Source organism: Sinomicrobium halophytocola (assembly GCF_052983395.1).
The window spans coordinates 1-21,315 of the sequence record NZ_JBRKIT010000043.1 but is presented as its reverse complement, the minus strand read 5'-3'; the positions used below and the strand labels follow the sequence as shown (position 1 = coordinate 21,315).

24 protein-coding genes are annotated in these 21,315 nt (G+C 38.7%); 12 read left to right on the top strand and 12 right to left on the bottom strand.

Features of this window, described 5'->3' with window-relative positions; translation table 11 throughout:
• The first annotated feature begins 35 nt into the window (after positions 1-35).
• Together porM and porN are read left to right on the top strand one after the other, a co-directional pair.
• Positions 36-1,601 carry a type IX secretion system motor protein PorM/GldM gene (gene porM / locus ACVBDY_RS20175; RefSeq protein ID WP_447177277.1) on the top strand — a complete coding sequence of 522 codons (1,566 nt, stop codon included), beginning with the start codon at positions 36-38 and terminating at the stop codon, positions 1,599-1,601.
• 123 nt (positions 1,602-1,724) lie between these two features.
• Positions 1,725-2,624 (top strand): type IX secretion system ring subunit PorN/GldN, encoded by a 900-nt coding sequence (gene porN / locus ACVBDY_RS20170; protein ID WP_447177276.1) that lies wholly within the window; start codon positions 1,725-1,727, stop codon positions 2,622-2,624.
• A gap of 187 nt (positions 2,625-2,811) precedes the next feature.
• Here porN and ACVBDY_RS20165 read toward each other — a convergent pair whose 3' ends face one another.
• Positions 2,812-5,868, bottom strand: coding sequence for a ligand-binding sensor domain-containing protein (locus ACVBDY_RS20165; RefSeq protein ID WP_447177275.1), 3,057 nt, complete (start codon positions 5,866-5,868; stop codon positions 2,812-2,814).
• Positions 5,869-6,414: 546 nt separating this feature from the next.
• Between ACVBDY_RS20165 and ACVBDY_RS20160 the strand changes: the two genes are divergently transcribed.
• Together ACVBDY_RS20160 and ACVBDY_RS20155 are read left to right on the top strand one after the other, a co-directional pair.
• Complete coding sequence (locus ACVBDY_RS20160) at positions 6,415-6,720, top strand: hypothetical protein (protein ID WP_447177274.1); 306 nt, start codon at positions 6,415-6,417, stop codon at positions 6,718-6,720.
• A gap of 5 nt (positions 6,721-6,725) precedes the next feature.
• The gene (locus tag ACVBDY_RS20155) at positions 6,726-7,118 is read left to right on the top strand and encodes a DUF6876 family protein (protein ID WP_447177273.1); all 393 of its coding nucleotides are present in this window, start codon (positions 6,726-6,728) and stop codon (positions 7,116-7,118) included.
• Positions 7,119-7,238: 120 nt separating this feature from the next.
• Here the strand turns inward: ACVBDY_RS20155 and ACVBDY_RS20150 are convergent, their stop codons facing one another.
• The 4 genes from ACVBDY_RS20150 to ACVBDY_RS20135 all read right to left on the bottom strand — a co-directional run bounded on the left by ACVBDY_RS20150 (position 7,239) and on the right by ACVBDY_RS20135 (position 9,548).
• Entirely contained in the window at positions 7,239-8,021 is a 783-nt protein-coding gene (locus ACVBDY_RS20150; protein WP_447177272.1) for a ParA family protein, read from the bottom strand.
• A gap of 187 nt (positions 8,022-8,208) precedes the next feature.
• The gene (locus ACVBDY_RS20145; RefSeq protein ID WP_447177271.1) at positions 8,209-8,394 is read right to left on the bottom strand and encodes a hypothetical protein; all 186 of its coding nucleotides are present in this window, start codon (positions 8,392-8,394) and stop codon (positions 8,209-8,211) included.
• Between the two features lie 358 nt (positions 8,395-8,752).
• On the bottom strand, positions 8,753-9,277 hold the full coding sequence (locus ACVBDY_RS20140; protein ID WP_447177270.1) for a hypothetical protein: 525 nt from the start codon (positions 9,275-9,277) through the stop codon (positions 8,753-8,755).
• 43 nt (positions 9,278-9,320) lie between these two features.
• Positions 9,321-9,548 carry a hypothetical protein gene (locus ACVBDY_RS20135; RefSeq protein ID WP_447177269.1) on the bottom strand — a complete coding sequence of 76 codons (228 nt, stop codon included), beginning with the start codon at positions 9,546-9,548 and terminating at the stop codon, positions 9,321-9,323.
• Between the two features lie 121 nt (positions 9,549-9,669).
• On the opposite strand from ACVBDY_RS20135, the gene ACVBDY_RS20130 reads away from it, so the two are divergent.
• The 6 genes from ACVBDY_RS20130 to ACVBDY_RS20105 all read left to right on the top strand — a co-directional run bounded on the left by ACVBDY_RS20130 (position 9,670) and on the right by ACVBDY_RS20105 (position 13,957).
• Positions 9,670-9,831, top strand: a complete 162-nt coding sequence (locus ACVBDY_RS20130) for a hypothetical protein (protein ID WP_447177268.1) — start codon at positions 9,670-9,672, stop codon at positions 9,829-9,831.
• A gap of 80 nt (positions 9,832-9,911) precedes the next feature.
• A complete protein-coding gene (locus tag ACVBDY_RS20125; protein WP_447177267.1) occupies positions 9,912-11,843 on the top strand; it encodes a tetratricopeptide repeat-containing sensor histidine kinase in 1,932 nt (643 codons plus the stop codon).
• 13 nt (positions 11,844-11,856) lie between these two features.
• The gene (locus tag ACVBDY_RS20120) at positions 11,857-12,522 is read left to right on the top strand and encodes a DNA-binding response regulator (protein ID WP_447177266.1); all 666 of its coding nucleotides are present in this window, start codon (positions 11,857-11,859) and stop codon (positions 12,520-12,522) included.
• A 249-nt stretch (positions 12,523-12,771) separates the two neighbouring features.
• Positions 12,772-13,200, top strand: a complete 429-nt coding sequence (locus ACVBDY_RS20115; RefSeq protein WP_447177265.1) for a GIY-YIG nuclease family protein — start codon at positions 12,772-12,774, stop codon at positions 13,198-13,200.
• Between the two features lie 184 nt (positions 13,201-13,384).
• On the top strand, positions 13,385-13,591 hold the full coding sequence (locus ACVBDY_RS20110; protein WP_447177264.1) for a hypothetical protein: 207 nt from the start codon (positions 13,385-13,387) through the stop codon (positions 13,589-13,591).
• 171 nt (positions 13,592-13,762) lie between these two features.
• Positions 13,763-13,957 (top strand): bacteriocin, encoded by a 195-nt coding sequence (locus tag ACVBDY_RS20105; RefSeq protein ID WP_447177263.1) that lies wholly within the window; start codon positions 13,763-13,765, stop codon positions 13,955-13,957.
• A gap of 116 nt (positions 13,958-14,073) precedes the next feature.
• Here ACVBDY_RS20105 and ACVBDY_RS20100 read toward each other — a convergent pair whose 3' ends face one another.
• The 7 genes from ACVBDY_RS20100 to ACVBDY_RS20070 all read right to left on the bottom strand — a co-directional run bounded on the left by ACVBDY_RS20100 (position 14,074) and on the right by ACVBDY_RS20070 (position 19,167).
• A complete protein-coding gene (locus ACVBDY_RS20100) occupies positions 14,074-14,526 on the bottom strand; it encodes a GNAT family N-acetyltransferase (protein ID WP_447177262.1) in 453 nt (150 codons plus the stop codon).
• Between the two features lie 84 nt (positions 14,527-14,610).
• The gene (locus tag ACVBDY_RS20095; protein ID WP_447177261.1) at positions 14,611-15,027 is read right to left on the bottom strand and encodes a helix-turn-helix domain-containing protein; all 417 of its coding nucleotides are present in this window, start codon (positions 15,025-15,027) and stop codon (positions 14,611-14,613) included.
• 118 nt (positions 15,028-15,145) lie between these two features.
• Positions 15,146-15,517: an ASCH domain-containing protein gene (locus ACVBDY_RS20090; RefSeq protein ID WP_447177260.1), complete on the bottom strand. Its 372-nt coding sequence runs from the start codon at positions 15,515-15,517 to the stop codon at positions 15,146-15,148.
• The gene (locus ACVBDY_RS20085; RefSeq protein ID WP_447177259.1) at positions 15,495-17,018 is read right to left on the bottom strand and encodes a hypothetical protein; all 1,524 of its coding nucleotides are present in this window, start codon (positions 17,016-17,018) and stop codon (positions 15,495-15,497) included. Before ACVBDY_RS20085 ends, ACVBDY_RS20090 begins: the two co-directional genes overlap by 23 nt.
• Entirely contained in the window at positions 17,015-17,533 is a 519-nt protein-coding gene (locus ACVBDY_RS20080) for an ATP-binding protein (RefSeq protein ID WP_447177258.1), read from the bottom strand. The genes ACVBDY_RS20085 and ACVBDY_RS20080 overlap by 4 nt, the downstream gene beginning before the upstream one ends.
• A gap of 16 nt (positions 17,534-17,549) precedes the next feature.
• Positions 17,550-18,281 carry an HNH endonuclease gene (locus ACVBDY_RS20075; protein WP_447177257.1) on the bottom strand — a complete coding sequence of 244 codons (732 nt, stop codon included), beginning with the start codon at positions 18,279-18,281 and terminating at the stop codon, positions 17,550-17,552.
• Between the two features lie 508 nt (positions 18,282-18,789).
• The gene (locus ACVBDY_RS20070) at positions 18,790-19,167 is read right to left on the bottom strand and encodes a hypothetical protein (RefSeq protein ID WP_447177256.1); all 378 of its coding nucleotides are present in this window, start codon (positions 19,165-19,167) and stop codon (positions 18,790-18,792) included.
• A 608-nt stretch (positions 19,168-19,775) separates the two neighbouring features.
• On the opposite strand from ACVBDY_RS20070, the gene ACVBDY_RS20065 reads away from it, so the two are divergent.
• Positions 19,776-20,378, top strand: coding sequence for an RNA polymerase sigma factor (locus ACVBDY_RS20065; RefSeq protein ID WP_447177255.1), 603 nt, complete (start codon positions 19,776-19,778; stop codon positions 20,376-20,378).
• A gap of 256 nt (positions 20,379-20,634) precedes the next feature.
• Positions 20,635-20,955, top strand: a complete 321-nt coding sequence (locus ACVBDY_RS20060; RefSeq protein WP_447177254.1) for a hypothetical protein — start codon at positions 20,635-20,637, stop codon at positions 20,953-20,955.
• Positions 20,956-21,315 lie beyond the last annotated feature (360 nt).

The window sequence follows — 21,315 nt, the reverse complement described above, 5'->3', positions numbered from 1 at the left end:
GTAACCCCAAAACCAAAAATCAAAACTAATTAGACATGGCAGGAAATAATTTATCACCACGTCAAAAGATGATAAACCTCATGTATCTTGTATTTATTGCCATGCTGGCTATAAATATGGGGAAAGAGGTGTTGTCCGCATTTGGCCTGTTGAATGAGAAACTCGAAGCTTCCAATGTTAAAGCTACTACAGATAATGCAGCCGCACTCGAGGGGCTGTCGAGACTGGCAAGCGAAAAACCGGACCGGTACCAGCCCGTACTGGAAAAAGCGAACCGTGTAAAGGAAGTTTCTACCGATTATTATGCTTATCTCGAAGGGCTGAAGACGGAAATGACGGAAAACCTTAAGGATAAAAGGGATTATGAAAAGATGGACCAGCCCAAGTTCCTGGATAAAAAATTCTTTAAAGGAGGAGGTAATTACACTGAAGAAGGGCAGGAGTTCGTAGACCAAATGAACAACTACAGGGAGACCGTAGTAGAGGCCCTCGGTGAAAATTTTAATGAAATAAAAAGTTCCGTTGCAGAACGATTTTCAACCGGGGATAATGGAAAGGCGGAAAACAGGGACGGGGTCAAAATAGATTGGTTGAATTACAACTTCGAAGGATTCCCCTTGGTAGCTTCCCTGACCAAGATCACCCAGATACAGTCGGACATCAAAACTACGGAAAGTGATGTTTTCGGGGCAATGCTCGGAGAAGAGTTGAGCAGTGAGGTATCTATGACAAATTATACCACATTGCTCGAGCAACCTAAATCTGCCTATTACCAGGGAGAGACTTTTGACGGGTCTATTGTTCTGGGGAGGACGGATGCAACTACAAAACCACACGAAGTAGAACTTTTTCTGGACGGGAAAAAATTGTCTGAGAACGATTATAGCCTGGACGGAGGGAAAGTAAAACTTAAAGTAAGCTCGGGTAGCCCGGGGGATCATAAACTGGAAGGGAAATTGGTGTTTATGCAGAACGACGAACCTGTTGAGGTACGGGTTTCTTCCACTTTTGCAACAATAACCAAACCTAACGCTGCTGTTATTTCCGCGGATAAAATGAATGTGGTATATCGTGGTGTTTCCAATCCCATTACCATATCCATACCCGGGATACCAGACAATAAAGTGTCTGCATCTGCTACGGGATTATCAAGAGTTTCCGGTAGTAAATATACCATGAACCCGGGATCGGGAAGAACTGTGAATATTACAGCCAGTGGTACGCTGCCTGACGGGCAACGCATCAGTACAACTTCCGAATTCCGTATTAAGGATGTACCGAGACCTTCCGGAACCATACGGGGAGAATCCGGTGAGGTAAGTATGCCGAGATCCAGCCTGGAAGTTTCTACTGTAGGAGCAGTGTTGGAAGATTTTGACTTTGATCTTGGCTTGGGCATCAGGGGATTCAAGTTTAAGGTTCCTGGACAACCAACGATTTCCGTAAGGGGTAATAAACTGGACGGAGCAGCCAGAAATGCACTGAAAAGAGCAAGGAGAGGTGATGCTGTTCAAGTATTTGACATAGAGGCTTATATTACTGGAAATACCGGGTACAAGTTAAAGAAAGTATCACCGGTAGTTATCCAGCTTACCAACTAGTATAAGCATTAATTATCATATAATCCACATCCGGGGTTTCTTTATGCTGCTCTCGCGAAGAGTAGCATATGACCCCCGGTCCTGTGCGGTTACCCATCTGAACTAACATAAAAACAGAAATATATGAATTGGAGAGTTACTATCCCACTTTCCTTGGTTTGTGCTATTTGGTCTCATGTTTCCATCGGGCAGGCTAACCTTCTCAATGCCAAGAAACCCGAAGAGATCGGGGTGAAGACAGACAGGCAAAAGGAGGCGGACAACGATGCCCCGATGGACTACGGTTACGTAGATGACAGAGACGTTATGTGGACTAAAACGACCTGGGAAGTTATTGATTTGAACGAAAGAGTGAATTTTTCGCTCTATTATCCCATAGAACCGATAAGGGAATCAAACAGAAAATCTCTTTATGACGTCCTGGTAGATGCCATAAAAGAAGGTAAGCTGGAAGATATTTATGTTGATTCCTATTTTACGGAAAAAAGGGAATTTAAAGCCCTGGAGGCTACGCTTTCCAAGATCGATACTACCGATATGGGATACGAACAGTTGAATGCAGGAGAGCAGGTATCGCCGGAGTATATTGATAAAAGAGATATCAGTGCGGCCGATATTGTGGAATATCGCATCAAAGGGGTCTGGTATTTTGACAAACGCCAGGGTGAACTGAAGTACCGCTTGCTGGCCATAGCGCCTGTAGCACCGGATGTAAACTTCATAGATTCGGAAACCGACGATGGGTCTAACCTTGTGGAGCTGTTCTGGGTGTGGTACCCTAGTGCCAGACAAATCCTCCATGAGGCCAAAACTTTTAACAACCGGAATTCGGCAGCCCCTCTTTCATTCGATACGATATTGAACACCAGGAGGTTTAATGCTACAATCTATAAAGAGGACAATGTTCATGGAGACAGGCCTATAAAAGATTATATAGTAGAAAATTCTTTGTTCCAGTTATTGGAAGGAGAGCGAATAAAGGATAAGATAAGGGGATACGAAGAAGATATATGGACGAACTGATGTCTTTTTATATTTAAGTGTGATAATTTGTAACAGTGCCTTTCCTCGGAGAGGCACTGTTTTTTTGCTTCTAAGGCATTTTTATGTATGAGTTGGATTTGTGCATGTTTTTTAATAAACCTACGGTGAATGAAGTGTGTTTTTTCGGGTTTTGATGAGACAACCGGATTTTTTCACCAGTCTGATTTTACTGGTCTTCCATAGGGAAAATCAGGGTGATCCGCGTTCCTTTATTTATGGTACTTTTAATGTCTATCTTACCGTTTAGAATGATAAGAAGATCCAATATGATTTTAATTCCGAGGCTTTTACTTGGAGTGTCCAGAGAAATGTGCTGCTCTTCACGCGGATTTACAAGCGATTGGTAGTACTGTAGTTGCTTTTGGGTAATACCCTTACCGGTATCTTCTATGACAATACGCAATTTTTTTTCGCGGATAAAAGCGTAGAGGGTTATTTTGCCGTTGTGTGTGTTTTTAACCGCATTGTCCAGGAGGTTATGGATAATTATAGAGAGCAAATGCTTGTTGACCAATGTGGTGAAATTATAAGGGACGTAGTTGTATATCCTGGTCCTTTGTGAATTAGCTATTTCTGTAAAAAGCGATATTTTTTCTCCAATGAGATGTTGTAGATCATAACTTTCGCGAGATGTGTTCCCTATGCCTTCGTACATCCGGGCTTTGCTGTAATCGAGAATTTCGCTGATGAATTCATGTATTTTTACGGAAGCGGTATACATAGAACGTATACCCTCGCGTATCATTTTTTTATTTCCGGTGTCGTAATTGGCATAAAGATACTCTCCGGTATCTACCATAAAACGAAGAGGACTACGGATGTCATGGCTGATCGAAGCGATGAGTTTTTCCTGTATGGCGGTTTGTTGTTTTAGTTTGTCCTTGGTTATTCTGAGGGTGCGTATAGTGTTTCGCAGGTGCCGCGTACTTTCTATTATTTTCTTTTTGAGCAGTGCATTTTTATAACGAACATATTTAATACGTAGTTTGACGCTGTAAAAAATAACTACCGGAATAGCCAGGCATAGCAATACGTAAAACCAATCGGTTTCCCAGAAGTAAGGAGGTACTACCAACGTTATTCTCTTATTGATGTAATACGAGTAAAAACTGTTCATTTTTCGTATAACAAGTGTGTGTTGTCCGGGAGGTAATTGTGAGAAGGTTATGGTCTGGCCGTCTTCTATATACTCCCAGTTTTTGGTATTTTCATCTTCCAGTTTAAATTCCATGTTAAGATTGTAGGGATTGTCATAATATGGGGTAGCCAGGTGTATGTGTACCCGTCCAAAATTGCGATTAAGCATTAAAGTGTCCTGATCTACCGGGAGTAAGCCCTCTACTGTCCTTACTTCGTCTATATAAATGGTTCCGTTAGGAAGTTCTGGTCTAACCTTTTTGGGATCGAATATAACAATGCCGTTGAGAGACGGAAGTGCCATATGACCATTTTTTAGTTTAATACCGCAGGGTTCGCATCCGCCCGTGAATTCGTTGGAAAGGAAACCGGAACTCTTGTCGTAATAATGATAATATACCTGTTTCATTTTTCCGGAAGCATAGTCCAGCATCTTTTTCTTTGATGCCTGAAACAACCCCTTGCCGGTTGAGATCCATAAGTACCCTTCGTTATCTTCGACAATACAATGAGAAGAAAGCATATATCCTTTCCTGTCCGGTGGAAAACCCGTAAGCACCCCGTTTTTGTAAAGGAATATACCTTTTGTGGAAGTAGTAATCCATATTTCGTCGGGAGCTGAAGCGTACAGGCTTGTCACCTGTTTGTTGTTCAGTCCGTTTACATTATCTGGTCTGCCTGTTGTCAGGTTTATTTTATACAGCCCCTTCAGACTTCCTAGCCAGAGGGTGGAGTCCGTGGTCTGTAACATATATTGAACACTGAAACTTAATTTTTTGTAAGGTTTTGGAACGCACTTCGGGTCTGCGGAATCCAGGTAGTACAATGAACTTTCTGATGCCTTGCGTTTATCATTGTTAAGGTGCATAGCTATCCATATTTTGTCGTCGACCCCTTTATAGAGTTGTTCTATCGGATATGGCAGGACCCATTGTCGAAACTCCTGATAATTGGTCTCTTTGCGGAAACGGTACAGATGGTTCTGGTTTTTGGTCCATATGTCCCCCTGCTTATCCATCATCAAACTGTGCTTATCGCTATCCCATGGAGCATCCAGTTTTTTTCCGGCAATACTACCCACATTGATAATGGCGCCTGTAGCGGTCAGTATTTTATTGGAAGTGTAATTGGTGAGGGCATATTGTACCCTGTCCGTATTCCATGTATTTACACTTTTGAAATTATGCTTTTTGATAATTCCCAACCCCTTTGTTTTACTGCCCAGATAGATGATTTTCAGGTAAGAGTCATAATAGGCGGAAAATATACTGTTATCAGGACCAAAATCGAAATCCGAAAGTATCTCCTCCAGGTGTAATTTGGACTTCTTTATTTGCAGGAGATATAAGTTTTTCCGGGTATGCACAAATGTTTGCCGGGAAATCGTGTTATAGATGATTCCGGTAATATTTTCATCTCCGGTCGGGACTTCCGTTTTTGCATGAAAAGTCTTTCCGTCATGTATCCTGGTGTATTTCCCGTTCTTTTCGAGATAATATAAGCTACTGCCTATAGTGAAAAAATAGCCGGAAGAATTGTGCGGGAAATAAATATCCGATGTTTCTGAGGTTTTGTCGTTGTGATGGGTAACCGTATCATGACCAATAATATAGTAGTCGCTTCCGGATGCCGGGATTATATGTTTTTTTTTGCGGATGTATGCGCTATCGGTACTATTAATTTCCGGTGTTGAAACCAGGGAATAGGGTAAGTCCGTGATATTTTGTTCCTGGGTTCTGGCATTCCTTTGAGATATTAAAAGGGCTTCACCGAAGTCATTATAAACAAATATGCTGTCTTTTGCCGGTTTTCCAAGGGCATACATCATCCTGTTGTTATGTATAGAGGTGTTTTTGGAGTTGAATACCCGAAAGTTTCTTCCGTCATAGCGGACTAGCCCGTTTTGAGTGAGGAGCCAGATGAATCCATAAGGATCTTTAAATATCTGTTTAACACTGTTTTGGGGTAACCCGTCACTGTCCGTATACCAGTTAATACCATAGTCTTTATTCGGAAGATTGCGAATTTGATTGCAATAGGAGATAAGGTGAAGTAAACTAAAAACGATGGTCAACGTAAGTCGCATTAGAATCAGAGGGGAATTCTAAAAAGATTATGTGAAAACTGCAGGTCTAAAAATTTGTTAATCAGGCATGAAAAACATTCGTTTTATAGATTATATAGACTATAAAACCATAATAAGGTCCTGAAATAAAGTAAGTTATAAACAAACGCTTTGGGGTGTACAATTATACAAAAAAATACTTATAAAATTGCGGGTTGTCTATAGAACTTGTTCTATGTATGAAACGAATTTATTCTACATACGGCATGTATTAGTTCTACAACTTTTTTAACGGGAATGTGACATAGTCCTTTTAATTTTATATCAACGTTAATAAGCGTTTCCTAATATCATAATCAAGTGTTTAGAACAGTCCGCCCCAGGTCGTTTTACCAAACTCCCGGGAGGGCTGTTTTCACCGAGGTTACTGAGACTGCAAATATAGAAATGTTCTTCCTGATTTCAGGTGTTTTTATCGGAAACAAAATAAAATTACGGAGGGCATAAGCTTGAGACAACTTTTAAATGTGAACCATAAGACTTTGATAGACAGTAAAAAATTAAGAGATGTCATTATTTTGTAAATATGTCATGCTTGCATTGCGGGTCCGGCACTGTTCTTTTGAAAGTTCGTTGTGGAAAGATAGCAGGGACCAACGGATATCCCATCTGAAAAGTATATTGGAAGGAGGGGTTTTGTTGTCGAAATCTAAAGAAGAGATCATGGAACTTTTAGGAGATGAATACAATCATTATTATGTGGACCATTGGAAATATTTTGTACGGGACCTGAAAAGCCTACCATACAAAATGTACCTCGAAATAGAATTCCGGAATAACACCGTTTCCGTTTGCCGGGTAAAACTCGTTTGAAATTTATGGAAGTAACACTTCAACGTCAATCAATTGAAAATAAGAATACCATTATCCGGAAGCATATAGAGGCTTTCAAAAGCTCGGGTAAATTGTATATGCACCCCGATTTCCCGTTTTATTATACTGATGGTGTGAAATATGTGATCTCTCTTTTTGAGGCAAACGACCTGTTGCGGGATATAGCCATGCAGGCATTTGCGCTTTCCGGAGAAGAAAATTTTATATGTATTCACATATGTCGTGGTCGTGTGGATAATTGCTGGGTTCAGTATTCTAAAAGAAGCGGAGAATTGTTGAAGAAAGTCAGGGTCTCCGCTAATCTTCCCTTGGAACCGGGAATTTCGATTTGTTTTTACTTTATTGGCAGAACCCTTCTCTTAGCCACGGAGTTCTAGTTTTAATGAGAGGTTGTTATGGCGAAAAGAATTCTCCCGCGAATAGTCGTTTAAAAATACGGCCTGTAGCAAAAGCAAACAGGCCGGCAAAATAAAGAGGAGTGGAAAAGAAGATGTTCTTTAGAATTGTTTTTCTTCGGTATTGCTTTTACTGATAATTTCATGGGCAAGATTGAGATAACTTACCGCCCCTTTGCTTGACGCATCATAATTGATGATGCTTTCACCGTAACTCGGAGCTTCGCTCAAACGTATATTTCGTTGTACAATGGTGTCGAATATCATTTCGCTGAAGTGCTGCCTGACCTCCTCTACTACCTGATTGGACAAGCGTAACCTGGAATCATACATCGTAAATAACATTCCTTCTATATCCAGTTGCGGATTGTGTATTTTCTGAACACTTTTAATGGTACTTAACAGTTTTCCCAGTCCTTCGAGGGCAAAATATTCGCATTGAATAGGTATGATAACCGAATGTGCAGCAATAAGTGCATTAAGCGTAAGCAATCCGAGTGACGGAGCACAATCGATCAAGATATAATCGTACTGGTCTTCCATGCCCTGCAGCGCTTTCCTGAACATGTATTCCCTTTTTTCCTTATCTACAAGTTCAATTTCTATGGCTACGAGGTCTATATGTGCCGGGATGAGGTCCAGATTCGGGGATTTAGTTTTTATCACGGCATCTTTGGCCTTTACGGTGTGCTCCAGTAACTGGTAGGTGCCAGTCTCCACGTCGTCTACGGAAATACCGAGCCCGGATGTGGCATTGGCCTGGGGATCGGCATCTATAAGTAGTACTTTCTTTTCCAGAACCCCCAGGGAAGCGGCAAGGTTTACAGATGTGGTAGTTTTTCCCACACCTCCTTTTTGATTTGCAATAGCTATTATTTTGCCCATATAACAAATTATATATTAACAATACAGGGGTTATTTGTAATCCCTAAATATCCCGAAGCTATTCCCTGCTTATTGAACAGATATTTGCAGGGCGGTCAAATTTCCCAAAAAACCTGCTCCGGGATACCAGGAATCAACGGTTGGTTGTTTGCAATGCTGATATGCTTGTATGCTGTATAGCTTCGGCTTACTTTTTTGCTATACCCCTAGCGTAAAGCAGGAGTACGAAGCCTATGAGCAACAAGATAAAATTTCCCCATACATAACCTGCTTCATTACCGGCTATAGGGTGATACTCTAGTAAATAGCCTAAAATAGTAGTCGTGGAGTAGGTAGATATTACAATTCCTGCAAGAGTTAATATTCTTCTCATCAACTTAATAAATAATAGGTTCTCACGATACTTTTCCGGGTTTAAGAGCGGGGTGAAATTAGAATATTTTCGGGTTTATGGCTTTTCCGGACGTGTAGAACTAATTCTAATATCAGGTAGAATGAGTTCTATAACTGTATTTTGGGCTCAATTGAACAGGAGTTGCCGTAGCCGACATCATTTTTTCTTTATGGAGTCCTGTTTTTTTGTGGCATAGCTTTCCGCCATTTCTGCCGTTACGGGAACTAATGCGTCCTTACTAATGGGGTGTATCCAAGGAAATGTAAAGAATTCTGTCTTGCCTTTGTAGACCGTATACCACAGCATAGCCTTTCCTTCATGAAAAAAGATCGTACTATCAGTTATTTGTATTTTTTTTAAACTTTTGCAGCACATCTTCATTTAAGCCGGTTTCCAGTTCCAGGCCGGAGCACCTTATTTTTTCATAGTGGTCATTTATCCAGATCATACAGTTTTTCTTGTAATACCTGGATATGAAAAACAGGAGTCCGCCAATCAGGAGAATATTGATGATAAGGCTGAATATAATATTGCGGTGTAACTTTCTGATCCGCCCGGATAATTTACGTAATACTTCGTCTTCCCTGCTTTCGTTTTGCTGCACAAAATCTTCAAAACCGGAATACCCCAGATATCCGGCCAGGGCATCAAGTGTTGCCCTATTGGGTTTGATTTTCTTTATTTCCCTGCTGATATATCCTTTGTAGTATCTGGTGATGTTCCTTTCGCTTAACAAAAATCCGTAGTCTTCTTCCATTTTTAGTGCGAGATACCTGGCCTTTCCGCTAGTGGATACTTCAACGCACCTTTTATCTATTTTGTCGAATACGGACTCCATAAGGTTTTGAATCCAATTTTCCATGTCTGATGTATTTAAGGTGTAATGGTTTTGTTTTCAGGTTGTTTCAGTGTATCCGGTTTTGTCCCCGTATTGTCAAAAAGATGTCAGGGCTTTGTCCGGGATCTTTAGCTGCTGTTGTTCTTACTTCGCAAGCGTAACGGTCTTTTTCTCTTTTAGACGTAGCTAACATAACAAAAGAAAAGGGCCTGTCTTTACGGAAATCCACAATGCGGCCGGCTATAGTCCGGGGGAAGTGGTCTCTTGCCGCTGCATTAAGGATTCTACTTCCCATGAAACGAAAGGAGCGCTTTCTCCATCGGTCACTGCAGGACCGGTAGTTGAGCCGTCTCCGGAATCCCGGGCCCCTTGCCCGGACGATACCCTCTTTGTTTAATCCAAAATTTTGTTCAGTTATGAAAAGATTACTCTTTATTACCGCATTTCTCATTATCAGCAGTTTATCACTGGTTTCATGTACGTATAATGATACGGCAGATAATGAGGCCCTGTACGATACGCAGGGTTCGGGAGGTGAGGATGAACACATAATACCACCTGAATCCGAAGACGATTAAAAAAAATTGACAATAAAGGCCGCGAAATGTTTGCGGCTTTTTATTTTTTGTTAATTTGGGGATTAGACCAAAACAACCCCATGAGATTTTTTCTTCTAGTACCGTTTATTACCATAATATTGTGTAATTCCGGGTGTGACATACCTGTGAAATCCTCAAGGATATCCCGGCAGTCCGAGGTAGATTCTTCAGTATATTTTTACGAGCTTTCAAGAGAAAGTAAAATACCGACCGATGAAAAACTCTTTTATATAAACCGGTCCCTGGCATACGGTACACGAGGCAAAGATTCCATGTTACTAAAAGGGCTATACCGCAAAATATACCTGCATAATAGTATAAAGCAGTATGACAGTTCACGGTATTATGCAGATGAGCTTATTAAATATGCCGGGTTTAGTAAGGACACCTTATATCTGGCCAAAGGTTATTACAGGAAAAGCAGAATTTTTGCATACCTGAACGACCCGGAAGAGAGTTTCAAAAATGCCATAGAATCCCAAAAGTATTACCAGTCCATTGGGGATAGTTCCCAGGTAGGAATGCGGTTGGTGGAAATGGCGATATCGCAGGAACGCTTGGGGGATTATTCGGGAAGCCAGGAGAGTGCTACGGAAAGCCTGATTTATCTGGACGATATTAAGAACAAGCAATATGTAGCAAGTGCTTATAATTGTATTGCTATTAGTTACAGGAAACAGAAGCTGTATGAAAATGCCATCCGGGAATATGACAACAGCCTGAGATTTGTTTCGTCCGCTGCAGATAGCGTTGCAATTTTGAACAATATAGCCCTCCTGGAGAGAGACAAGGGAAACCTGGAGTCTGCCATAGCATTATGGACTTCTATAGATACCGCAGGAATGCATCGCAAAACAAAGGCGAGAATTACGGATAACCTGGCACATGCCTGGTGGTTAAAAGAACCTTCTCTGGATATAGCCTTTGAACTGGAGGCCGCATTGCAGATGCGATTAGATGCGGGAGATGTAGAGGGACTGCAGGCAAGTTATGCTCATCTTTCGGAATTTTATCACCTTACAGACCGTCCACGGGCATTGATGTATGCCAAAAAGTATCTGGATGTATCCAAAGCGTATAACAATATAGAAGACCAGTTAGATGCTTTAAAGAGGCTTATCTATCTTACGGAGGAAGAAGATGCCCAATCTTATGCCTCAAAATATGTGGTGCTAAATGACAGTCTGGAAATGGCAAAATTAAGAGCAAAAAATGCTTTCACCAAAATAAAATACGATTACACCAGGGAAGAGCAGCAAAAGTTGAAATATAAATCCGAAAAGGAGAAAGCGGAAATCCTGTTGAAAAATGAGAGGACAGAAAATCTCATATTGCTTACCGTGGTGATCGGGATAGCCATAATCGGGTATTTGTGGAGTTCTCTGAAAAAAACAAGAGACCAGGCAAGAGTTGCCCGGGAAAAACAGGAAGCGATTTATAATACGGAGATCCGGTTGTCTAAAAGAGTACACGATGAACTGGCCAACAGCATTTATCATGTGATGACGCAACTGGAGGAAAATGTAGCCAACAAGGGAATACTGGACAGGTTGGAAAGAATATATATGCTTACGAGAGATATATCCAGAGAAAATATAAGTATAGACACGGGGGCCGTCTTTCCCGAAGAACTGGCTTCTATGTTGGGGAGTTACCCTCCGGGAAATACGAAGATCGTTATCCTGGGGCTCGAAACCATTTCATGGCATAAAATAGCAACGGAAAGGAAGATCGTTTTATACCGGGTATTACAGGAATTAATGACCAATATGAAAAAACACAGTAAGGCAACATTAGTAGGAATAACCTTCTCAGAGAGTTCTAAAGTGCTGAAAATAACCTACTCAGATAATGGTGTGGGAGCACCTGCCGATGTGTTAAAATACGGAAATGGACTTCGGAATACGGAAAACCGTATTTTATTCGTAAAAGGAAGCATTACCTTTGAAACCGGAAAGGGCTTCAAGGCCGAAATTCAGTTACCGTACTAATCTTTTACGTGCTATGTTCAAGAAAATATTAGTTGCCGAAGATATAGACAGCATAAACCAGGGCTTGTCCTCTGTACTCCGTAATCTGGGTATACCGGAGGTATGTCATGCTATGTATTGTGACGATGCACTCCTGAAAGCAAGAAAAGCCGTACTTGACGGCACTCCTTTTGAGTTGCTGATTTGCGATCTTTCTTTTAAGCCCGATCACCGTACGCAGCATATCACTTCGGGACAGGAGCTGATCTCTGTTCTTGCCGGTGAATTCCCCGAATTGCAGATCATTGTTTATTCGATCGAAGACCATCCGCAAATGGTGAGGGCATTATGGAACAGCGGGCAGATACAAGGTTATGCATGCAAAGGGAGAAATGGCCTGGCCGACCTGGAAAGGGCTATCCGGAAGGTATGTGAAGGGAAAACCTATCTTTCACCCAGGGTGGAGGCAGCTCTGAAAGGGAGAAATTTTCTGACCCTCCGGGAATATGAAGTGATGCTGCTTACTTATCTGGCCAATGGTTACACACAGGAACAGATAGAAAACCGTTTTAAGGAAGAAGGTATAGCACCAAGCAGTAAAAGTTCTATAGAAAAGCGATTGAAAGAACTTAAAGAAGATTTTAATGCCAATACTACGGTTCATCTTATAACCATTCTGAAAGATCTAAGGTTGTTGTAGGTTTTGCTAATTCAAAAAGCAGGTATAAGCTGTCTTTAAAAATGAGGTGTTTTTTTGTTACATCCGGAATCGGAAAGTGTTCCGCTTGGGTACTCTTGAGGATGTTTCGTTTTCTCCGGATGATATCAATGAAACAAATACAAACTAAACTATTTTGAAGGCAGCTTTTACTATGGATTATGGAAATCCGTAAGGAAATATCCGATAATGGGTTTAAGTTTGGAGATAAAATCCAAATAACCAAACCCCATGGCAAAGAAAATATTTGAACAGGAATTTAAGGGCTACTGGAGAGAAGGGGACAGTAGAGGGCTGCCTAGATATTCCGGTATTTATGTAGTACAAAGCTTTTATCACGATCGTGATCAGGGAAAAGTATCCATAAACGATCTTATTTATATAGGAAAAGCGGATAATATCAACGAGAAGGTACGTATTCATGAAAAGCGGTATATATGGAGAAACCAGCTAAAACCCGGAGAACAGCTTTGTTTTAGCTGTACACCAGTACCTAAAGAAGACAGGGAAAGAGTGGCTGCCGCCTTGATCAGGGCCAACCAGCCGAAAATAAATACCACTTATAAAAATACATTTCCGTTTGATACTACCGGTGTGAGCCTTTATGGCGATTATCCGCTGTTAAAAAAAAATATTGTCGAAAATTCAGAGGAAGAGTAGATTTTTTTAAGGGTAAATTCTTTCATTTAAATAAGTTTTGGATTTCTTTTTTAAGTATAAAATCTCTAAACTGCAAGGTTTATACAGTGAGTGTTCTTAAATTAGCAAAACTAAATGGTGTTTCCGGCCGTTCAGGTCGGTATTTTAAGCCTTAAATCTTTTGTTTAACTTAATCTTATTTATTATGAAAAGTTTGGAAAATTACGGAGTTCAGGAACTCAACGCAAATGAATTACAAGAAGTTAACGGCGGTCTTGACATTGGAGGAGTTCTTGACTTGGTGACTGGAGTTCTCGGTACCGTAACCGGAGTAGTTGGTGGGATTGTTTCCGTTGTGGGAAGCATCGTAGAACTTACTCTCGGTGTAATTACCGGGGTTGTAGACCTGTAGCCGTTTCCGGGAACCCGGATAGGTTTAAAGATAGAAAGCCGTATGAAATCTGTTCCCATGTAAGCTACAGCTTAAAAGGAAAGAGTATATTTTATACGGCTTTTTCATACAGACCGGTTTGCTGGTTCTGTAGGAGTTTTAAAATAAATTATACCTAAACGATTTGATATTATGAAGAATCTGGAAAATTATGAAGTAAAGGAATTGACCGAAACCGAGCTCAGTGAGATAAACGGAGGTTTGGACCTGGGTGCTGTATTGGAAATACTTAATGGTATTGTAAACATTGTTACCGCACATATGCAGGCAGCCCTAAGTGCTGTGGGGGATTTTATAAGCGATTTTTTAGGAGGGATTAACAGCTAAGCAAAATATCCCTTATTAATATAAGAGCCTCTTTCTGTTGCATATGGAAAGGGGTTTTTCTTTGGTATGAAACAGGGAGGTTCGCAATGTTTTTATTTGCAAATAAAAATTAGCAGTTAATACAATGCCTTTTCAAAACACAAACTGTTTATGATCCCGGCATATTGTCCGTAGTTGGGAATGATCACATAACCGTTTTTTTGATATAACCGGATAGCTTCCGGTTGTTTTTTGCCGGTTTCCAGGATACATTTCGCATAAGATAATTCCGAGGCCCAGTTTTCGAGCTCCTTAAGGATCAAAGATGCAATACCCTTTCCCCTGCTTTCCGCAGAAGTGAACATTCTTTTTATTTCGGCCGTGTCCGCACTGTATTCTTTCAGCGCTCCACAACCTACGGGCTGATCATTTGAATAAGCAACTACTACATAGCGTATCAGCTCTGTTTTATTATATTGAGCGTAAAATGCGTGCTCTTCGCCATCCCTTTCCCTGAGATCCTCATCGAGGTATTTCACCATATATAGAAAATCCCGGTCTGTAGAATCCGTTCTTCGTAGCTGTATCATAATAATATACTTGTGGAAGGCACTGATCTGACAAAAATAATACCTTTCCCGGATTTTCGGGAAAGACGCGGAAGAATAAATAATCTAATCGGAATCGGGAATATTGTTTCTGGATTCCAGTTCCTCAATACGTTTTTTAAATATCTCCCTGGTCTCCCGTAGCGTACTGTTGGTTTCCCGAAGCGCTGAATTTGCCTGCTTCAGTGCTTCGATCTGTCCTTCCATGGCACTGATCCTTTCCTGTAGTATGTACGTGCTGCTTTCTTCATGTACCGGATGAGCACCGTTGGTACTGTCCTTAAGCATAGGGCCTTCTCCCGTTAATAGCCAGGAAGAATCCAGGTCGTTACATTTTGTATAAATAAGTTCCGCATCAAAAGAATTTCGTTTTCTCCAGTTGGACAAAACCTGGGGCTTTATTCCCAAATGCTTTGCCAGGTCAATATCCCTTTTAAAGAGATAATGATATTTTATTTGATCGAGCATTAGAGATCTGTCCATTTTTTATTGTATACTTTTGATGTGAAAAATACTTGTAAGTTGTCTTTAGAGAATATTATCAAACTGCCTTAATTTTCTGTTTACATAACCAGAAAGTCAAGATATTTTGTTGTAAATCCTATTTTAAATAAGCGAAAGATTGTGGAGGTGCTAATCCAAACGATTTTTTAATACATAATTCATTTTTGTATCTCTTTGGGTTTTTTACCTTAATTGCATATCCCTTTTTTTTACCAGTAAAATACTGCATATAATAATCTACACTTATTCCTGAAAAATTTGATGTTTTACTCCAAAGAAAGTCAATGTCATGGTGAATTATTGTGTCAATTTCAAATTCTCCTATTATTTTGCTTATGGGAGCTGAAGCATAAACTACTACTTTATTTACCTTTGGATTCTTAAAAACAGTTCTCCTAAATTCAAATTTTTTCGTTCCTTCAAAAATCTTCTCAGCAAATTGAGGTTTAATCGATAAAATAACTTTCATCTGTTTTTGATTCTTTAATTATTAAGTCAAACTTTTCTTGACTAATTGGCTCGAATCCTCGCGGTACACTCTTTATATCCGAAATTATTCCCAATGCAATTAACCTTGCCAAATTTAGTCTTTTAGGAAAAGTGTAAATGTATAAAAAGTTAACGATGAATGGGGCAACCCATTTACCATTTGGAAATTTATAGTTCCAATGTTTTTTGAGTTCTTCACCACTAAAAACACTCCTTTTTCTGCATAATTCGATAAATTGTTTTTCGTTTTTGATATTATTATGAATAGTATCCACAATTCCAATTGTGGTAATTACACTTTTATGGAATCCCCCAGTTCTATAAAATAGTATTAAATCTCCTTTGGATAAATTTCGATTAAACGATCTTGATATATATACCTTTTTGATAGCATTTCGATGAGGTTCATTTTCGATGTAATCATTTGGCATTTCATTGTTTAAAACGGAATCAGGCAATAACTCTGTATGATAAGCGGGGTATATAGGAACCATTAGGATTCTATTTTTACGTGAAATGTAAGGATATGTTCTTTTAGGATTTTTAACATCAAAATTAGGTTCAAAAATTCTGACAAAAACTTGTTCACTTCCATTTTCTGAAATTTTCTCCCCCCAATGTAGAAAGCCCCAGTCTTGTAATAAATGAATAAGTCTGATTTGTTCTTCTCTTTTAGCAAAGATTGTAACATAGATTTCGTCAACTTTATATTGTAATGCGTTATCAAAAATAATCTTTAAGAAACGTTCTCCAAGCTTAAATCCTGTTGAAGTCACTTTAAAGGTACCAATTTTTAATCTTTTTTTAGGTTTGAAAGCCGGATGAATATCGTTATACAATTCACTATTTATTTCTTCAACTTTTAGATATAGGAATGCTCTAACCAAATTGTCCGTAATACATACATATGCTATATTATCTGCTTTTCTATTAAACCAGCCCCTAAATTCCTTGTAATCTTCAAGGAATGAGCGAAAAAAATTATCTTCTAAATTGATATTGCCAAAATATTCCTTCTTGACAGCTAAAACCTGATAATCTTTAAATTCGGGATTCTCAGCTATTGATTTTTCCAAAAAGTCATCAATCTTAAATACCTTTTCTGATATTCCGAGAAATTTTGCCTTTTTATGTATTCCCCTGTCTTCGGTAATTAAATAATCAACTCTATCATTATAAACTTCTTTGATAATGCTTGTATCAATAAAATCATTTCTGGTTATGTCAACTTTTCTTAGTTGAGTTATTTTGTCCGTTTCAGTTGATTCTGTTTTAAGAATATTATAATTTTCGATTTTTATCATCATAGTTTTTACTACCTCTGCGTCTTTATGATTTTTGATTTCCTCTTTTGATAAAGGATGAACACATTTTTCATATCGTAGACGGTCTATCCAATTGAAAAGTAAACCAATGTCTTCATTGTGCACTTGACTTGCTTCGCGATGGATTAGAATATTGGTATCGATTAAAAGTCTCATATTGTTTTTAAATAATTAAGAAAAAGTTTGTTATTAGCATTATCTATATTGAAAAATGGTACGTTGAGCTTCTGAGAGACCTCTTTTGCATATTCAACTTCCATATTTTGCATATCTTCTATAAGTGAAGGATTATATTTTTGGTTATCCCGATTTTCTAATCTATCAATTATAGTTTGTATATCACAAGTAAGAACTATTATTGCAATGGGGCCAATTTTATAAAAAGTTTCCTCTGAAATTTTCTGAGGCTTTCCTTTTGAATCCAAAAGACAAAAATGGCCGTCAAGGAAATATTTTGCATCCTTTTTTATTAGTTTACGTAATCCATTAATCAATCTGTTTTGAGTGGAGTCAAAATTTTTTACTCTTTTATTAGCCTTATCACTTATTTCTGACCACTTCAAAACTTCGCTAGAAGAAAGGTGTTGAAAATTAAATCTTTCACATAATTCTTCACATAAGGTGCCTTTTCCCACACCATGAATTCCACCAATAAAAATAATATTTCTCATTATGTTTTTGAATCTATTAGACTGTTATAACCTTTTCATAAGGTTCAGTGAATTTATGTTGTGAGTCTAATACAACATTTTCAATTAAGGGAACCAAAAATTCCAAGTAATATGTTCTCATATGTAAAGTAGCAAGTCCATTATCATTATAATGCACATCCATAAAGCAATGGTCGTCTTCCCAGATAATACCCTTTATGTATTGATTTAACAGATTATGGTTTTCTTTTTGAATATAAAACCACGGAAATTTTTTCTCTCCGGTTAAAGCAAATTTTCTTGTAGGATTAAAGCGAGCTTCGAAAACAAGTTTTCTATCATTGGCAGCAATCACTTGGAGTCCAATTTTCAATAGAGTCCTTAACATCATATTGGGTTTTTTGGTTATGTCAGGAACTATTGTCATGATTTTTTGACCAGATTCAAAGGATTTTTTGAAATAGTCATTTGGATTATAAATTATTTTGCCTTGTTTTCCAGTAGCATATAATTCTCCTTCCCAATACTTGAACCAAGGAGCTTTTCTTTTTTTGGTTGGAATCCCTAAGATCGTCCGCATGTTAATGAAAGGATAATCAGCCAGTGCTTGTTGCTCTATGGTAGAGCCAAATTTGTTTTGGCAGGTATCGCAAAAAAGATCATCAGGTAGAATAGCCCAATCACCACCACCAAGTGATTCGGGTAATATATGTTCTTTCGTATTAAATTTAGTCTTATCTGTTGTTAAGCAGAAAATACATTTTGCCATACGATTTTATATTATAATGTTATAGCTTGATCAGTTAGTGAATGTGATTAAACTCTATAAAAATACAATACAGGATATAAGTTTGTTTGCGGAATACCGTAAAGCATATGTTTCATCATATACATTTAGTGTAAAACCACAAGAATACACACCAAATAGGAAACCTTTGTTTTTGGTAGCAAATAGGAGGGAACCGGTATTAATTTAATCCATAGGATTAGAATAATACGGTTATAAATATATAAAAAAGTTAAAAAACAAAATGATTTTTAGGAAATAATAAATTCTCTTAGGCGAAACGGTCGGATATTTTGTTTTGCAAACTCAGGGGAGGACTAGAGTTCTAAATAATAGGATTGGCAGAGTTTATACGATCGAATTCTATAGCCTAACACCTCGCTACCGTAGCGCCTTCTTTGCGTACGTTGCGGTTAAAATTTTTACGACACATAAGGGGGATATCGCTATGGAAAGCAGGACCTGGAAATAGTTATATGTATAAATCTATTCATTTATTTTTTGATTTATCTTTTTCTGATTTCTTCCTTTCTTTTGCTTTCTCTCTTTCTTTTCGCTTCCTTTCCTTCTCCTTTAGGAACTCAACAATTTCATCTTCCTTTTTGCTCATTACTCTTTCGAAGAAATCTGCTATAGATATGCCGAAATAATCACAGAGATACTTTAATGTTATCATCCCAAAGTTGGGAGTGGATTCGAACCTGCCCATATTTATGTTGAATTTATACTTTTGGGCAAAATCAATATTTACATCGGATTGAGATAATCCTTTTTCCTTACCCTGAGAGATACCCTTCTCTTTTCTTAGTTCCTTGAGTACCATCTCAATTGAGGTAGTATAATGTAAAATATTTTCCTCATCTATCATACAATCAAAAGAAACCAATAAAAAATGCCGTTTCAACGACTAATATGTCATTGAAATAATTTATATTTGTTCTAGCCTTTAGATTGAAAGGCGTATTTTTGCGATTCTTCTTATAGAAAAATATTAGAAGCATTCGCTTAGAGTCTCACTTTTGAAAACTGGCACTTTTCTTTACCACGAGACGATAAGTGTAAGTGCTCACGACCCGGGCGTGGGCTCACTTATTCGTGGTTAGGTATGCCAGTACCTCAAAAGTGATAAGTTGAGTTCCACGCCCATCTGTTTCTATGCCGGACGAGGGGTGTTTTTAGACAATTTTTAATCCATTAAGATGATTGTTATTATCTCAAAAATTCTTGTTTAGCGGCGGGTTTCCCGACCGGCCTTGTGGATCCGGGAATGGTTTTGTCCGTTTCCGGGTATCAAACACCCCCGGTTCCCTCCTGTAGTGTCCGGTAGATTTCCGGACTGAGGGGGTGTTTTTTACACTTAAAAAAATAATGAGAGATACTTAGTGTCAAAATGAGAAGTTTGGGAAATAACATTACATTTACATTAATATTTTGTAAATTTAATAGACTTAAAACCAAAACTTTTAGATTAATAATATGGACCATCCGGATAAGCAAATATTAAGCGAGGAAGTCCTCAAATCGCTCAAAGACGGAAACGGTGATGCCTTCGAAACCGTTTACCGGTTCTATAGAAAAAAGCTGTTTGGTTTTGTGTTCTCCTATACCAAATCGGAATATGCGACTAAAGAAATTGTTCAGGAAGTTTTTATTAAGATATGGGAAGGAAAAGAAAAAATAAAACCCGAAACGTTCGATTCCTATCTTTTTACCATAGCCCGGAATTTAACGCTGAATTACCTGCGCGATACATTTCGCCGGGAAACATCCAAAGAAAAGCTCTGGAATAACATTTGTATAGAATACAATCCTATTGAAGCTGGTATGATTTCTTTGGAGTATCAGAAAATAATAGACAATATCGTAAAAGGGCTACCGCCCAAAAAACAATCTATCTACATGCTGTCCAGGGAGGAAGGCAAAAACAATGGAGAAATAGCTTCCACACTGGGGATTTCCGAAAAAACAGTAAGAAACCATTTATGGAAGATTATGGAAAAAATAAAAATTGAGCTTCGACCATACCTGGATAATGGCACATATTTAATTGTCGCTGCCTTGCTGAGAATAACGCTATAAGACAACAATAAATTTTATTACAATATAAAGCACGAAATCCCCCGATACCAAGATGGTAGAAGGCGAAAATTTTGCTATATCCGAGAATGGGATTATTTTTAAAAATCTTAGAGTCACTAATAAAATAGCCGGTAAGGATTGGGAAAATGCAAAAAGTATGATAATGGAATGTCGGAAGTTAGTGGAATAGTTTATAGTATTGGGGCTAATGTATGTGAAAACCTGTTAGAATACGTTTAAACAAAAATGGTGAACCATGGAACAATCAGAACTGGAAGACTATCTTTTCGAAAAGTATAGAAAGAGCTACGAAGTTTCTCTGGATGAGGTACTTAAGACCAGGGGGCGTATTATAAAAGAACTTCGCCATAAACTAATGCCCGACAGTACTGAAGAAGAAAGGGATACTATGGCTAACGAGGGTATGCGGAAGCTTATTCGTTATGTGGGCCCTCTTGAATTCTTTGAAAATTTCGCTACCGATACGAATCTTCATAAAAAATATTTTGGCGCTGAAAACGAACATAGAATGATCCACGCTTTCCTGTCCGGGAAAATCATGAAAAATCCTAATTAAAAGAGATAAAAAACGGACCTGCGTTTTTGCCATTTAAGGGATTACGTTTACGCCGAACCGGTTTGGGTTAGCGGCTAAACCATTCCCTTTAGCGGTCAACGTAACCTGGTTAGCCGCTTAAGCAATTGCGTAGGCATTCACAAGCAACCCGGTTAGCGGTCAACGTAACTGTGTATGCCGCTAACTGAATCCCTTTAACCGCTAACCCATTCCCTTTAGCGGTCCACGTAACTGTGTATGCCGCTAACTGAATCCCTTTAACCGCTAACCCATTCCCTTTAGCGGTCCACATAACCCGGTTAGCCGCTTAAGCAATTGTGTATGAATTCACAAGCAACCCGGTTAGCGGTCAACGTAACT